Genomic DNA, 14926 nt, shown 5'->3' with positions numbered 1-14926 from the left:
CATTCGGAAGGGGCGCATTGTCCCATTGTTCCTATGACTGTTATCACGTTTCACGGAAATGAGCGCGAAATGGGAACTTTCCGTAGGAGAAAGACGTGGCGTACTGGCTGATAAAATCCGAACCCGAAGCCTTTTCGTGGAATGAACAGGTTCGTAATGACATCGAACCATGGACCGGCGTTCGCAACTATCAGGCGCGGAACAATCTTGCGGCCATGAAGACGGATGACCTGGCGTTTTTCTATCATTCGGTGAGCGAAAAGCAGATCGTTGGTGTCGTCAGGGTCGTGAAAGAGGCTTATCCGGACCCGACTGCGGACGATCCGCGTTGGGTTTGCGTGGATGTGAAGGCAAGTGGTGCTTTCACGACTCCAGTGAGTCTGGCTCAGATCAAGGCCGATCCGGCTTTGGAAGAGATGGCTCTTCTCAGACAATCCCGCCTTTCTGTCGCTCCGGTGACGGAGCAGGAGTTCCGGCATTTGACGAAAATCGGCGGGTGGGTCCGCGCCTGACGGACCCGTTACCGGTCAATGAATGTCTGACGCATCCCCGTTGACGAGAACATTGGTCTGCCCGTTGGACGGGTGCCCAGCGTAGGTGAGGGGAAGATCTTCGCTGTGATAGGGCGCCGTAACGGGGGCGTTGAACTTTACTGGCATACCGAAAATGCTGAAGTGGGACGGCAGGTTGTTTGTGCCGTTGGTTTTCTGCTCAGCATTGGTGCCCGGCATGCCGACAGGAAGATGCGTTCGCACTTCGCCGCTGAAATTTGCGAGTCTTTCCTCGGAGTCTTCCACGGCAACATAGCCGTGCGGCGGCGGCGGAGCTCCACCGTCTGGCAGTGCAACCTGCTGGGCGGGCGTCAGGTTTTTCTCTGGCGGGTTGTTCAGCTGATGCGCCGTTGAGGGCGGGATCTGTGGCAGATCGGCCGTACTATGGCTACGATGGGCATGATGTGGAGCGGACAGGGCCGGTGCGGCTGCTGTCACAAGGAGGCTGGCTACCAGCGGGGCAGACAGGATCCAGCGGGAAAATGTTTTCATAATATGTCCTTCTCCACACCCGGCCGGGGCACCCGTCAAGCAGGGGGCTTTCGTGATGCGATATGAAACCTGCTATCGGGTAAACGGTTTCAGGTCTTACGAACAGGAGTTTTGATCGTCATGACCGTAGAGAATGGCTCGCAGCTTCCGAGTAACGAATTTGCATCACTGGCGCTGGACGGGGACTCGTTGGCCCAGCTTCAGTCCGTGCTGGAACGCGTCGAACAGGGGCGCGGTGTCCTTGTCCGTCTGGCGGATCTCATGGGAGGAGCCGTCGGGCAGGCTGCGCGACTCGGGATGAAAGGCCTTGGCCTTGCGCCCACAGTGCAACAGAAAATTCAGAAGACGGCTGAAATCGCGATCGAACGTGCCTTCAATATTGCGATTGTCGGCATCAAGAATGACGTCCCGCTCGTTCGTGAGCCGTGGCGTGAGAACGCCGGACAGGCTGCTGTTGCCGTGTCGGGCGCCGTCGGTGGTTTTGGTGGAATTTTTGGACTGGCCCCTGACGTCGGGTTCACAACCCTGACCATCATGCGGGAAATCGCGCGGATTGCCCGTGAAGAGGGTGAGGATCTGCGTGATGAGGGAACACGTCGCGCGTGTCTTGAAGTGTTTGCACTCAAAACTTTCCCTGCCCGTCAGGAAGAGGACGATGGGGAGCTCGGCTTCTTCTCCGCGCGTGCTTTGCTGCGTGGACGCCCGGTTGTGATGCTGATTTCCGAAGTGGCCTCTCATTATGGAATTGGCCTGTCGCGGAAGTTCGCGTTGCAGATGGTTCCGGTTGCAGGTGCGCTCTGTGGTGCTTCGCTTAACGCTGCCTTCCTCGCCCATTATCGCGCACTTGCGCGGGCACATTTCACGATCCGTCGTCTGGAGCGCACTCACGGTCGCGCTGTTCACGAAGCTGCAGTGGACATCCGCTCAGGTGCCGCATCGGAAACCTTTTCCTGATTTTTCAGGACGCTGAACGAAAGCTGGAAATATGATGCCGAGCAGTCTTCTCTGGCTGAGTTTCACATTGGTTCTGGCTGTCGTGCAGCTGTTTCTGACGTCAGCGGCCTGCCGCAGGCAGGATGGTGTGCAGTGGGCCACGAGTAACCGGGATGGCGAAGCCCCGCGATACACAGGCGTTGCCGCCAGAATGCGGCGGGCACAGGCAAATTTTCAGGAGACGCTCCCGATCTTTATCGGGGCAGTCCTTGTGGCCCATGTGGCCGGTCGGGACGGAAGTCTGGTGACCTGGGGAGCAGGCCTCTACTTCCTGGGGCGACTGGCTTATATTCCAGCCTATGCCTTGGGTCTGGGAAGCATCCGCAGTTTGATCTGGGGAGTGTCGATGATCGGGCTGTTTCTGGTTCTGGGCGGACTGATCTGACGATCAGCTTCGCTTGGGGCGAAGGCGCCAGAAGTCCAGTAGGCCCCAGAACACAATTCCTGCAAAACAGATTTTGACGAGTGCCATCAGCAGGCCGTCAGCTTCAGGGAGCAGGAAGCGTGCGAGCCCGAGCGGAATCAGACAGATCAGATAAACAAACGCTATAGGCAATGCAGTACTCCATCGAGATTGGAGTACTATGTACCACATCCGGGTACAGAAAGGTGAATAATCCCCCATGTGCGACGCGAAGCAGAAACCGGGTGTCTGACATTACGCCTGAAATCCTGTTGGATGCTTACGCCTCGGGGATTTTCCCGATGGCCCCTGATCGGGACAGTGACGAGCTCAGCTGGTATTTTCCAGAGGAGCGTGGAGTACTTCCACTCGACGCAATGATTGTTCCCCGAAAACTGATGCGTACGATCCGGTCTGGCAAGGTTCAGGTTACATCGGATCATGCCTTTGGGGATGTCATGCTCGCTTGTGCAGACCCTGCGCCGGGCCGGGAGGAAACATGGATCAGCCCGAAAATTTGTGACCTCTATGGCGCTCTTCATGAGCGTGGTTTTGCACATTCGATCGAAGTCTGGGACGAAGGCACCTTGGTAGGGGGGCTGTATGGCGTTGCACTCGGCGGAGCATTTTTCGGGGAGAGCATGTTTTCCCGCCAGCGCGATGTTTCCAAGATTGCATTGGTTCATCTCGTTGCAGGATTGCGAAAGGGAGGGTATCGCCTTCTGGATACGCAATATACCACTCCCCATCTGACAACGCTTGGGGGCATCGGTATCCCGGCGGCAGATTATCTGGCGCTGCTGAACCAGGCTTTGACTGTCCGTACCATCTGGCCGGATGATTTCAGTCTGCACGCCCTGCGCGATGACATCGCGTCTCTGCGCCCACATCCAGGAGAATCCTGATGATTTCATTCCTCCGGCGGCATCAGTCTGCTCTTCTCATTGGCCTGCTTTTTGCAGGCAGTGGCGGATCGGCTCTCGCTGATGACCATCCGAGACTGGCGCCCGCGCGTGATGCGACCGTGACCTATCACCTGTCTGCTCCGGCCTCCCAGGGCGGCGATGTGAAGGTCTATTTCTCAGGCTCGGGTGATCTCCTGCGGATCGACTCAGCAGATGGGCAAGGCATCACGATTCTGGACCGGCCGGGGCAGGTCGTGACGCTCGTAATGGTGCCGCGCAAACTGTACGCACATATTCGTCCCCAGCACGGACTGCATAATCCGTTCATGCTGGATCTGGGCATGAAGTACACCAAAGGCGGTAAAGAGACGATTGCCGGGGCCGTTTGTGATCATTGGGATATCCAGACAGCCCATGGCAAAGCTTCGGCCTGCGTGACTGACGATGGTGTCATTCTTGCCGAGGATGGTGTGGATGCCGATGGTGCCTCGGGCTCTATCCGAGCTGTAAGCCTGTCCTATGGGGATCTCCCGACCGCGACCTTCCAGCCTCCGGCTGGTTTTCAGGAAATTACGCCCCGCACGGCGTCTCGCCGTCAGGGGGGAGCCAGCAATCAGGCGAACACATTAACGCCGTCTCCTGTGCCGGAAGGTGGCGCTGCGGGCGATTCCAATGTGCAGACGCCGGGTCATATTGCGGCAGAAGGTACTCCTGCGGAAACGTCAGGTCCTGCGGCTCCAACGCTTTTGCCAGGGCAGGTTGCGCCGTCACAGGATACGACCCAGCCATCTGTTCCTAATGACTCGGCTGGCGACGGAACGGTCTCCTCACCTGATCAGCCGCCAAGCGGACCAGTAAACGGTGGCATGAAAGAATGAAGCGTATTTCTCTGGCCGCCGCCTTTACGTTGGCTGTTCTCGTAACCGGCGCAGCGAACGCTGCTGACACCATGACGGCCCCCTTTGTCACACCGATGCACGATGCGGATATCGATTACATCATGGTGGGGCCGGGAGGGCAGCATCTGCACCAGCGGATGCGCTGGAACTCGCAGATGTGGCGTCAGCGCGTTGATCCGGAAGGGGCCTCAACGGTCATGCTGACGGATTATCGGCTTCATCGTCTGATGGTTCTGGATACGGCTCTGAAAACTGCCACGGTCACCGAGGCACCGGGCGAATCGTTTTCCGCTCCGGGAACACCTGCGGCAGGGGCGTGGAAACAGGTTGGTCCGGCCACAATTGCTGGTGAGCCGTGCGTTATCTGGGAAGCCGCGGACACCGACAACAAGCCCACAGACTTCTGTTACACGGCGGATGGTCTGCTGCTCGGCGCGACCCAGAGCGGACGGCTTGTGGTGCAGGCTGCCTCGGTAAATCGATCGTCTCAGTCAGTAGAACTCTTCGATCCACCAGCCGGTTATCACCGGATTGACCCAAAGCACTGAGAGGGGCGGGCAATAGTCATAATTTGAGAAAATCTTGCCATGATTGTTGCCTTTTCCTGCCATTTTCGTGTGGCAGATTTCTTCTCACAGGACGGACAGGATCTCTTCTGATCCCCCGTCTGACGTAATGAGGAGATTTGCCATGCGTCGCATCACCCGTGCAGTCCTTCTGGCTGCGCCCCTGCTGATCGGCACGGCAGTAGTTGCCCCGAATGCCGTAGTTCCCGCCGCTGAAGCTCATTGGCATGGCGGATATGGCGGTCCCGGATACGGTGGCCCTGGGCGTGGATATTATGGCCCGGGACCGGGCTGGCATCGTGGCGGTCATCGTGGAAATACCGGTGCCGTCGTTGGTGGCATTCTAGGCGGTCTGGCGATCGGTGCCGTTGGTGGCGCCATGCTGAGCAACTCTTATGGTCCGCCACCGCCGCCGGTCGTGTATGCCCCGCCGCCACGTGTGGTTTATGCGCCACCGCCGCCGGTCGTTTATGCTCCGCCGCCGCCAGTTGTGGTTTATCCGCAATACTGAGCCCTTTTTACCCTTCGTCCGCCTTGATCGGGCGAAGGGTGTCAGGCAATCATGGTGCCTATGACAGATCATGCTCTTCAGGTGGGCGACCAGGCCCCTGCGTTTTCGCTTCCCGTCTCGGGCGGCGGTACCGTCAGCAGCGATGCGCTGAAGGGTAAGCCATATCTGCTTTATTTCTATCCGAAAGCTGACACGCCCGGCTGTACGACGCAGGCCTGCTCCATTCAGGAGAACCTGCCGTCTTTTGACAGTGAAGGCCTCACCATTATCGGTGTCAGCCCGGATGCCGTCTCAAAAATCCAGCGCTTTGCTGCAAAGTACTCACTGACGTTCCCGTTGGCGTCGGATGAAGACCATGTGGTGGCTGAGGCCTATGGTACGTGGGTTGAGAAATCCATGTATGGCCGCACCTACATGGGCATGGAGCGCAGTTCCTTTCTGGTGGATGGGAGCGGCGTAATCCGTCACATCTGGCGCAAAGTTAAGCCTGCTGAGCACTCTGCCCTTGTGGCAGAAGCGTTCCGGAGCCTGACCTCAGGGGCCTGAGAGCCTCTCCAGCCATCTCTTTCACAGACAGGGAGAACGCCGGAGGCTTCCCGGCAAACCAGTCATGGCCCTGCCTGATCCTTACACACCTGGCCCGTTTCATTTGCCCCGTCATCTGCATGTTGCACGGTGGGCCTGCATTGCCTTTGTCGCTCCCGTCGCCGTGGCCGGCGCGCTGTCGGCTGTCCTGTTGTGGAAGCTGGCACATGGGCCAGTCGATATCACAGCAGTTTCACGTCTCATTGAACCGGTGTCTGTCGTCGCAGGCAAAAAGCCGGGGCATCCCGCCGGGCGCCTTTCGTGGTCCCGGCTGCGTGTTCAATGGCAACCAAGCTCCGGCGGTATTTCTGCGGGGCTGATGCTTGAAGCGCGCGGGCTGACGGTCGCCCGGCTGGATGGTACACCTGCCGAACAGGCCGGTGAGGCCGATACGGTTCTGGCACTTGCCCCACTTCTGCACGGCATCATCGCGCCGCGCAGATTGCGCCTGCAGGATGTCACGCTGGTTCTGCGTCGTCAGCCGAATGGTGATGTCGATCTGGATCTGCCATCCCAGAAACACGGCGGCCGCGGTGTTCCGACACAGATGGACCGATTGGCGGCCCTGGACCTCAAGAACGTCAGCATTACGCTGCTGGGGCTTCCCAATGGACAACGACTGTTATTGGGGCCGATTGAAGCACACGGGCAGCGGCTGAAAGTCGCTGCTGCGTCTCATGATTACCTGTGGAATGGTTGGTGGCGCAGTTCCGTGCGTGTTGGATCATTCCAGACGCTTCTGACGGCAAAAGGCGGACAGACCTCCCCGACCACTGGCCAGTGGCATTTGACGTCCACGACGTTCCGACCGTCCGGGTTAAGTATGTTCGCCCCGGCTCTAGCGGCATGGGACGTCCCGCTGACCGTTGGCGCGGACATTCATGTCGTGCCTCATGGCATGGGAGAGCTTCCAGCCAGCATTGAGATGCAGGTTGCCCTTGGAGCCGGGCATGTTGCGCAGAAAGAAGCGCTGCCCGTTGATCTGCGTGACGGCAAGGCGTCCCTTCATCTGGTTATGGCAAAACCTGGGACAGAGGGGGCCGCGAGACTTTCCGTTCCTGACTGTTCGCTGACGCTTGCTGATACCAATAATGCCCTGACGCACCTTCATGCGACCGCTGATCTGACCGTCAATAATCTCCAGCATATTCACGTGCTGGATGGAGATGCGACGGCCAGTCTTGATGGGTTTGATTTTGCGACGCTCGGGAGCGTTTGGCCTTCCGGTATCATCAAGGGGGGGCGGAAATGGATCGCTGCTAACATCACCAGCGGGCAGGGCCGGGACCTGAGGGTTCGAACCCATCTTCATACGAGCGATGGGCTGTCGCACATCCTCCCCACCAGCATGGATGGCCAGTTGCTGGGCCATGACCTGACCGTGCACTGGCTGCGGCCTGTGCCGCCCGCGACGGGTATCGATGCACGTCTCGGGTTTGATGGATTTGATACGCTGGTTCTTGATCTGGAGCATGGTCAGCAGGCCACGCCAGATGGAATCATCAGCATCCCTGACGGTCAGGTGCGCATTGGTAATCTGTATGAGAAAGGCCCGACGACAGGGGATATCAAGACCCATCTTCAGGGATCGGTCGCGGCTTTTCGGGATATTCTCTCTCATCCCAGGCTGCATCTTCTGTCACGGCATCCGCTTCCGTTCACGGAGCCTTCCGGGACTATTGATGCTCAGGCTCGGCTAACGCTGCCGCTGACGGCGCGTCTCAAAAACAGTGACATTCATGTTCAGGCCAAAGCCTCGTTTGCCAACGTGCATCTTGGCAATGTCTTGATGGGGCGGCCTGTTGATGGAGCGTCCGGCACACTCGGAGCGACGGAAAACGGCCTGAACCTGACAGGGGATGGGCGGTTGTCGGGCATTCCTGTCCATGTCGCGCTGGATGAAAATTTCCAGCAGGGAGCGCCGGGACGTGTGTTGCAGGATATTCGTGCAACGGCGCTTCTGGATCCCCTGTCTGCAGTGAAGTCGCATCTTGTGCCAGCGGGTTTGTTTACCGGCCATGCCACGCTTTCAGCGCATTACATAGAGCATGCCGATACGCTTGCGGATCTTGCTCTTTCCCTGAACATGGAGAAGGCCGGAATTACTGTTCCGGTCTGGACCAAGCCTGAAGGGGAGGCAGCTGTCGCGTCTGCCCATATTGGCTTTCGGGGCCATGACATGGTGGCGCTGGATGGGTTGCAGGCGCATGGTCAGACGCTTTCTGTCGCAGGTCGCGGCGTAACGCAGGCCGGACGTTTAAGCAGCATCATTATTGAAGGATTCCGTCTGGGCCGAAGCGAAGGTGACGCCCAGATTATGTTGCCGAAGGAGCCGTCCGCTCCCATTCAGATCGCTCTGGACGCTGATCCGCTGGATCTTGCACCACTCTTCGATCCGGCCTCGCGCAAGGCCGCCCGGGATGCGGCAGAGGCTGCGTCACGCGAAGCAGGGAGCCCTGCCGCCGACAAGACCTCCGGTGTCGGAGATGCCTGGTCAATCGATCTGCACGCCCCGCGGGTTTATTTCGGTCCTAAAGGGCTGGTTGGGGGCGTCGTGTCGCATATCGAACTACGAAACGGCAGCCTGACATCCGGGCGATTTGCACTGGATGCCCCGTCGCGTGTGAGAGCCGTTCTGGCGGATACAGGCCGGAGGCAGCCCTTCGTTCTGGATGTGGACAATCTGGGAGCACTGCTGAAAGGGCTGGGCTTATATGATCGGATCGGCGGCGGCGTGGCACATCTGGATGGGAATTTCCTGCGCGAGAAAGCTGGCACGTCGGGCCTTGGGCTGGGACTTCCGCCCTTCAGGGGGCAGCTGGAAATCGGGCCGTTTCAGTTCCTTCAGCCGCCCTTTACCCTCACGGCCGTTTCCGATCTTTCCCCGCTGCACTGGTCGCAAAGCCGCACAGATCGTTTCAGCGTAAGCCACGTGTCCACGAAGATTGCTTTGGAAGGGCGAAAGCTCGTCCTGCGCGATGGAACAATCGGTAATCAGGCTCTTGGCGCAACTGTAGAAGGGCCGGTGGATCTGGATACGTCAGCGTTGGCTCTGCATGGCACTATTGTGCCGCTCTTTGGCCTGAACGCGCTGCCGGGGAAACTACCGGGGATCGGGCATATTCTGGCGCCAGAGAAGGGCGGGGGCGTCTTGGCCGCGACATTTGATGTGACGGGTGTCGTTGGTCAGCCTGAGTTGACCGTCAATCCGCTTTCCATGCTTCTTCCAGGAGCTCTGCGGAAAATTCTCCAGTAGGCGCTCTTCCTTAAAGTCACAGCTGTTCCGAAATATGTACGGGAGTTCTATGATCGTTCCCGTATCAGGAGGCAGCCATGGCGGACATGACAGATCTGTTCGGGACAAATCCCGGACCTGCGGGGCGCGAGCCGCCGTCCCGTGGGAACACGCAGTCTGCTCGGCAGCCTTCACCGTCCCGCCCTATTGAGGCGCCCAAAATACCCGCTCGTCCGCCTTCACGGACGCAGCCTCTCGCAGATCGTCTGCGCCCGAAAACACTGGAAGAGGTGCGCGGCCAGGATCATCTGCTGGGGCCAGAAGGTACTCTAACGCGAATGCTTGCGCGGGGCACATTGTCCAGCCTCATCCTGTGGGGTGGGCCCGGCTGCGGCAAAACGACTATTGCACGCCTGCTGGCAGGCAAAGCCAATCTTCATTATGCACAGATTTCGGCTGTTTTTTCTGGTGTTGCTGAACTGCGCAAAGCCTTTGAAGAGGCGGATCGGCGTCAGGACGTAACAGGCCGTGGCACGTTGCTTTTCGTGGATGAAATCCATCGGTTCAACCGGGCGCAGCAGGATGGATTCCTGCCGTATGTCGAGCGCGGGACGGTCGTGCTGGTGGGGGCGACGACAGAGAATCCATCTTTCGCGCTGAACGCCGCGCTTTTATCCCGATGTCAGGTTCTGGTGCTGAACCGGTTGGACGATGCCAGTCTGGAAGCGCTGCTGACTCATGCGGAAAAAGACGTAGGCCATCGCCTGCCGCTGGATCGGGAAGCGCGTGCCAGCCTTCGGGCAATGGCGGATGGTGACGGACGCTACCTGTTGAACATGGTGGAGCAACTGGTTGTTCTGGACTCTGACAGGGAACTGACCCCGAAAGATCTTGCGGCTATCCTGTCCCGACGGGCCATTCTGTATGACCGTGACCGGGAAGAGCATTACAATCTCATTTCTGCGCTGCACAAATCCCTGCGGGGGAGTGATCCGGATGCAGGGCTGTACTGGTTCGCCCGGATGCTCGAAGGTGGCGAAGATCCGCGGTATATCGCCCGTCGCCTGACCCGGTTTGCAGCGGAAGACGTTGGGCAGGCGGACCCGAACGCGTTACCGATGGCCGTAGCTGCCTGGCAGACTTACGAGCGGCTGGGGTCTCCGGAAGGTGAGCTGGCGCTGGCGCAGGTCGTGGTTCATCTGGCGACGGCGCCCAAGTCGAATGCGGTGTATATGGCTTACAAGGCCGCACGGAAGCTGGCCCGTGAGACCGGAAGCCGCATGGCGCCGTCTCATATTCTCAATGCCCCGACAACGTTGATGAAAGACATTGGCTACGGGAAGGGCTACGAGTACGACCATGATTCCGAAGACGCATTTTCGGGACAGAATTATTTCCCGGAGGGCATGGAGCGGGTCTCGCTCTATCAGCCGACAGACCGGGGTTACGAGGGCCGTATCAGAAAACTTCTGGACATACGGGCCGCCAAAAGGGCATCCCGCGATCCATGAAAGTTTCCAACCGCATTGTAACCGAAGACGAAGCCGATCTGCGCCTCGATCGCTGGTTCAGACGTCACTACCCCAATCTCACTCAGGGCGCGCTCCAGAAGCTGTGCCGTAAAGGGCAGATCCGCGTTGATGGTGGCCGGGTCCAGAGCAACGCACGTCTTGCTCCTGGGCAGAGCGTGCGTATTCCGCCGCTGCCGGACATGACCCGTCAGGCCCCGTTGCCGCCGCCAGATCCGATGCTGGTGCGCGAAATCGAGAAGATGGTGATCTATCAGGATGATCATCTTCTGGTGCTGGACAAGCCATCTGGTCTGGCTACGCAAGGTGGCCCGGGTATCACCAAGCATGTGGACATGATGCTGGACGGCCTGCGCAAGGAAGACGAAGACCGTCCGCGCCTTGTGCACCGGATTGACCGGGATACGTCCGGTATTCTCCTGATTGCGCGTACGCCTGGTGTGGCTGCCAAGCTGGCAGCAGCGTTCCGTGGGCGTGATGTTGGCAAGACCTACTGGGCGATTGTTGTCGGCCGTCCGGCGCAGGCGTCTGGCATTATTGACCAGCCTCTGGCCAAAATTGGTGCGGGTGGTGCTGCTCTTGTTGTGGCGGCGTCCCGCGGTGAAGAAGATGCGGTTTCTGCCAAGAGCGAGTACGAGACGATCGATTCTGCGGGAAAGAAGTTCTCCTGGCTCGGCCTGTCTCCACTGACGGGACGGACGCATCAGCTTCGTGTGCATTGTGAGTCTCTGGGCACGCCGATTGTGGGTGATCCGCGCTACGGTGGGAAAACGGCTCATCCGGAAGGCTTCATCGACAAGCTGCATCTGCATGCCCGTCAGCTGGATATTCCGCATCCCGCCGGTGGTCGTCTGATTGTAACGGCACCACTGCCGCCGCATATGCGCGAAACTTTCCGTTCACTTGGGTTCGTGCCGGGCGATACACCTGCGCCGAAGCGCATCAAGGGAAGCAGAGGGCCTGCAAAATGAGGAAACTCACTGGCGCGCTCATCGGGGTCATTGTTGCCTTCGTGGGCGTCAGTATTGCTGCACATGAGCTGATTGATCAGGATGCGCTGCGCCAGCGTGTGGCCGAGGCTCTGAAAAAAGAGACGGGCCTTTCGATGGTGGTGAAAAGCTCCACCATCCAGATCCTGCCATGGCCGTCTTTCGAGGCGCGCAATCTGGTGTTGCAGCGCCCGGGCCAGGCTCCGGTGTTTCAGGCCAGGACCGTGCATGCGGGTCTTTCTGTTCTTGCGCTTCTTCACCGCGAGGTCCGCTTTCAGGACTTCGTGGTGGATGGTGCTACGCTGTCGCTTGAGCGCGATGCGAACGGAAATGCCAACTGGACGTTCAGTCAGCCGTCGCGTTCAGACGCAGGTGGCGCAGAGGCTCCGTTGCCGGTTCGACAGCATGTTGGTGAGCGCGTGCAGGCTCACTGGGATCTTTCTCTGGATGCATTGCATCTGACGAACAGCACAGTGAGCTGGCGCGATCAGGCTCAGAAAATGAGCGGTAGCTTCCAGATTGGCACGATGGATCTGGCTGGTCTGCGAAGCCAAAGCCCTTGGATCAATTTGCAGGGGAGCCACGGCGGAACCCCCTTCACTGTGCAGGGGCATGTGGGTGATCTTGCGCTTCTGCGCGCTGGCGCAAAGCCATGGACTTTCAGTCTGGGCTCGACGCTTGGAACGGATGCCAAGCGCGACTGGCTGAATGTGGACGGTCAGATTCATGATGCATCGAATCTGCGCGGCCTCGTTCTGACTGCGCAGGGAGAATGGCCTAATCTGCAGGATGCTCATCGCCTGTTTCCTCATGCCAGCTTGCCTGACATGCGTGGACTTGGCGGAGACATCACGGTGCAGGGTGATGCCGGGCAGGTGGCAAATGCGACCTGGACCGAGAAGGCGCGGGCCTTACTGGCGAGTCTGGCACCCAGCCGCATTCATCTGCATGTTGCGGGTCTGACGGTTCGTGGAACAGCGGTGAGTAATCTCCACCTTGATGCTGATGCAGCATCTGCGCCGCTTTCCGTGGCAGCAGATGTGCTGTGGCGCGATACGGGCTGGAGAATTCTTGGTAAAGCCGGGACCCTCGAACAGGTTGATCTCGCAAGACGTGATCGTTTCCATACGGAAGTGCCTGTCGAAGCTGAACTGCGGTCCATGCCGCTGTCTCTGTCCACCGCGTTGAATGTTGAAGGCGCGACGCCGCCCATTAATGCTCAGGATGATGCCAAAGTAACTGTGTCTGGCACGGTAGGAGCCGAGAAGAGTCATCTTGTAGTGCAGGGCGGGGCTAAAGCGCTTCACCTGCCGCGCGTTCTTTTGCATGACGTTTCGCTTCAGGGCACGGTCAGCAGCAAAGGGCTGAGTGAAGCCACGCTGGATGATATGGCTTTCAAGAGCCGCGAGGCAGACTTTGATGGCACCCTTCATCTTCTGACTGATGAAAACTCTACGCCGCTCCTCAATGGGCATCTGCACGCAACCCAGCTTGATCTCGATGCGCTGAGAGATGTCTGGCTGAAGGATGTGAAAGCAACTGCCCAGCAGCCTGCGAAAGCTCCGCCTGCAACTATTCCGGGAGCGACGGGGACCGTAGAAAAAGCAGCGACACAGCCTGTTCAGATGCAGGATCAGTCTTCTGTTCCCGCCGTGTCTGACGCAGGTGTTGTGGAGAGTGCGGCTGTGCCTTCATGGGTCAAGCGTCTGCGAGCCCAGGACCTTGACCTTCATCTGACGCTCGACCGGGTTGTGTTCTATGGACATGACTACACCAACCTGGCCACGCACCTGACCCTGTCAGACGGTCATCTGCGCCTGGAGCCGATTTCCGGACAAGGGCAGGGGCTGACCCTGTCGGGACAGGCGGATCTGGATGCATCCCATCTGCCGGTCACAACTCATTTGACGTTCCAGCCTTTGGTACTCCCGATCGGTCTTCTGGAAGAGGGCCTGGGGCTGCCATTGCTGCTTCAGGGGCCAGTCCAGCTTGTGGGGGAAGTGTCCGGTCAGGGTCAGACGGCTGAGGATCTGCGGCAGTCTTTGAACGGGCATCTGGGCGTCTCTATGGTGGACGGAAAAGTCGACAGCCAGATTCTGGGCCGCATTGCTGGCCCAGGCGCGGATTCCCTTCTAGGAAGCGGAGTGCGGCCGCTGCGTTGTATCGGTCTGCACATGGCGCTTGCTAACGATACTGCCACGCTGGACACGATTGGGCTCCAGTCCGGCCGGTTCTTTACGGCTGGGCATGGTGAGGTCCGTCTGGGATCGCAGGAAATCCAGTTGCATCTCGTGCCCAGTATCGACTTCGAAGGTGCCGGTGCTTCCACCCCTGTTATCGTAACAGGCACCTTGTCTGCGCCACAGGCGAAGCAGGACAGGGATGCCGGTGGCCGATTCCAGCTTTCGATTGGTGGGGAAGCCCCGGCTGATCCCTGCACAGCCGCGCTTGCGGCTGCCCGTGAAGGGCAGGCTGGACCGCCGCCGTCCGAGCAGTCTCATCATCACAACAAAGCGGGTGACATTCTGCGCGCGCTGGGAGTTCTCCATTGAGCAGCCGCAAACGATTCTGGCAGAGCGTTTCAGTTGGGGAGTGCGACGGGTTGTTCTCTCCTGAGTTGGACGGGCGGCCCATCCGGCTTCCTCAGGGAACTGTACTGGCCGTTGCTTCGCAGTCTCTGGCGCAGGCGATTGCGGCAGAATGGGAGGCTATTCCAAAGGATGCCTCCTTTACGCCTGAACAGCTCTCCATGACCCGTATTGCCGGAACCATGATCGAGCGGATTCGTCCCGATCTGATTGAGGCGCGGGAAGCCCTTCTGCGATTGGGTCTGGATGACGGGCTCTGCTATCGCAAAGGACCTGCCGATTCGACGGTAGAGCGTGTCTTTGCCTGGCTGGCGACGCAGGGCATTCGTCCGGAAGTAACAGACGGACTTATGCCTGTAACGCAGTCTGGCGATTACGTGACGGGGCTGGAGCGTCTGCTGTCTCAGCAAGGGGAAGTGGAACTTGCGGCATTGGGTGTGCTGACACAGTGCTTTGGAAGTCTTCTGCTGTCTCTGGCGCTGGTTTATGGCGCCATCAGCATGGAAGAGGCGACCTTTGTCGCAAATGCTGATGAACGGCAGCAGCTTTTGGTCTGGGGACAGGACGATGAGCTGATTCGCATCATGGCAATGCGGGAAAAAGATACGGCGGAAACTGTTCAGTTTCTAAAGTTATCCCGAAACACCTGATTTCCCGGTTTAGGGCATGATCTTGCCATA

At 58.9% G+C, this 14926-nt stretch carries 15 protein-coding genes; 13 read left to right on the top strand and 2 right to left on the bottom strand.

Annotation, left to right across the window (positions count from 1 at the left end):
• The first annotated feature begins 95 nt into the window (after positions 1–95).
• Positions 96–512, top strand: coding sequence for an EVE domain-containing protein (locus KP708_RS07525; protein ID WP_215749067.1), 417 nt, complete (start codon positions 96–98; stop codon positions 510–512).
• A gap of 15 nt (positions 513–527) precedes the next feature.
• Here KP708_RS07525 and KP708_RS07520 read toward each other — a convergent pair whose 3' ends face one another.
• Positions 528–1043, bottom strand: coding sequence for a hypothetical protein (locus tag KP708_RS07520; RefSeq protein ID WP_202206396.1), 516 nt, complete (start codon positions 1041–1043; stop codon positions 528–530).
• A gap of 120 nt (positions 1044–1163) precedes the next feature.
• Here KP708_RS07520 and KP708_RS07515 point away from each other — a divergent pair, with 120 nt between their 5' ends.
• On the top strand, positions 1164–1997 hold the full coding sequence (locus KP708_RS07515) for an EcsC family protein (RefSeq protein ID WP_215749065.1): 834 nt from the start codon (positions 1164–1166) through the stop codon (positions 1995–1997).
• A gap of 31 nt (positions 1998–2028) precedes the next feature.
• Positions 2029–2421 carry an MAPEG family protein gene (locus KP708_RS07510; RefSeq protein ID WP_252347239.1) on the top strand — a complete coding sequence of 131 codons (393 nt, stop codon included), beginning with the start codon at positions 2029–2031 and terminating at the stop codon, positions 2419–2421.
• Between the two features lie 3 nt (positions 2422–2424).
• On the opposite strand, the gene KP708_RS07505 is transcribed toward KP708_RS07510, so the two are convergent.
• On the bottom strand, positions 2425–2592 hold the full coding sequence (locus KP708_RS07505; protein WP_157091174.1) for a hypothetical protein: 168 nt from the start codon (positions 2590–2592) through the stop codon (positions 2425–2427).
• 92 nt (positions 2593–2684) lie between these two features.
• Between KP708_RS07505 and aat the strand changes: the two genes are divergently transcribed.
• From aat to KP708_RS07455, 10 genes are all read left to right on the top strand, one after another.
• Positions 2685–3344, top strand: coding sequence for a leucyl/phenylalanyl-tRNA--protein transferase (gene aat, locus KP708_RS07500; protein WP_215749063.1), 660 nt, complete (start codon positions 2685–2687; stop codon positions 3342–3344).
• The gene (locus KP708_RS07495) at positions 3344–4222 is read left to right on the top strand and encodes a hypothetical protein (protein WP_215749062.1); all 879 of its coding nucleotides are present in this window, start codon (positions 3344–3346) and stop codon (positions 4220–4222) included. The genes aat and KP708_RS07495 overlap by 1 nt, the downstream gene beginning before the upstream one ends.
• The gene (locus tag KP708_RS07490; protein WP_215749060.1) at positions 4219–4791 is read left to right on the top strand and encodes a hypothetical protein; all 573 of its coding nucleotides are present in this window, start codon (positions 4219–4221) and stop codon (positions 4789–4791) included. Before KP708_RS07495 ends, KP708_RS07490 begins: the two co-directional genes overlap by 4 nt.
• A gap of 142 nt (positions 4792–4933) precedes the next feature.
• The gene (locus KP708_RS07485) at positions 4934–5320 is read left to right on the top strand and encodes a hypothetical protein (protein ID WP_046899957.1); all 387 of its coding nucleotides are present in this window, start codon (positions 4934–4936) and stop codon (positions 5318–5320) included.
• Positions 5321–5380: 60 nt separating this feature from the next.
• The gene (gene bcp, locus KP708_RS07480; RefSeq protein WP_215749436.1) at positions 5381–5866 is read left to right on the top strand and encodes a thioredoxin-dependent thiol peroxidase; all 486 of its coding nucleotides are present in this window, start codon (positions 5381–5383) and stop codon (positions 5864–5866) included.
• A gap of 64 nt (positions 5867–5930) precedes the next feature.
• The gene (locus KP708_RS07475) at positions 5931–9161 is read left to right on the top strand and encodes a DUF3971 domain-containing protein (RefSeq protein ID WP_215749059.1); all 3231 of its coding nucleotides are present in this window, start codon (positions 5931–5933) and stop codon (positions 9159–9161) included.
• A gap of 77 nt (positions 9162–9238) precedes the next feature.
• Complete coding sequence (locus KP708_RS07470; protein ID WP_215749057.1) at positions 9239–10651, top strand: replication-associated recombination protein A; 1413 nt, start codon at positions 9239–9241, stop codon at positions 10649–10651.
• Complete coding sequence (locus KP708_RS07465; protein ID WP_046899953.1) at positions 10648–11640, top strand: RluA family pseudouridine synthase; 993 nt, start codon at positions 10648–10650, stop codon at positions 11638–11640. Before KP708_RS07470 ends, KP708_RS07465 begins: the two co-directional genes overlap by 4 nt.
• Positions 11637–14210, top strand: coding sequence for an AsmA family protein (locus tag KP708_RS07460; protein ID WP_215749056.1), 2574 nt, complete (start codon positions 11637–11639; stop codon positions 14208–14210). The genes KP708_RS07465 and KP708_RS07460 overlap by 4 nt, the downstream gene beginning before the upstream one ends.
• Positions 14207–14896, top strand: a complete 690-nt coding sequence (locus KP708_RS07455) for an ATP12 family protein (RefSeq protein WP_215749055.1) — start codon at positions 14207–14209, stop codon at positions 14894–14896. The genes KP708_RS07460 and KP708_RS07455 overlap by 4 nt, the downstream gene beginning before the upstream one ends.
• The last annotated feature ends 30 nt before the right edge of the window (positions 14897–14926 follow it).

Source organism: Gluconobacter sp. P5H9_a (assembly GCF_018812085.1).
Classification (GTDB): domain Bacteria; phylum Pseudomonadota; class Alphaproteobacteria; order Acetobacterales; family Acetobacteraceae; genus Gluconobacter.
The sequence above is the reverse complement of the archived record's forward strand: the minus strand, read 5'-3'. Positions and strand labels throughout refer to the sequence as shown.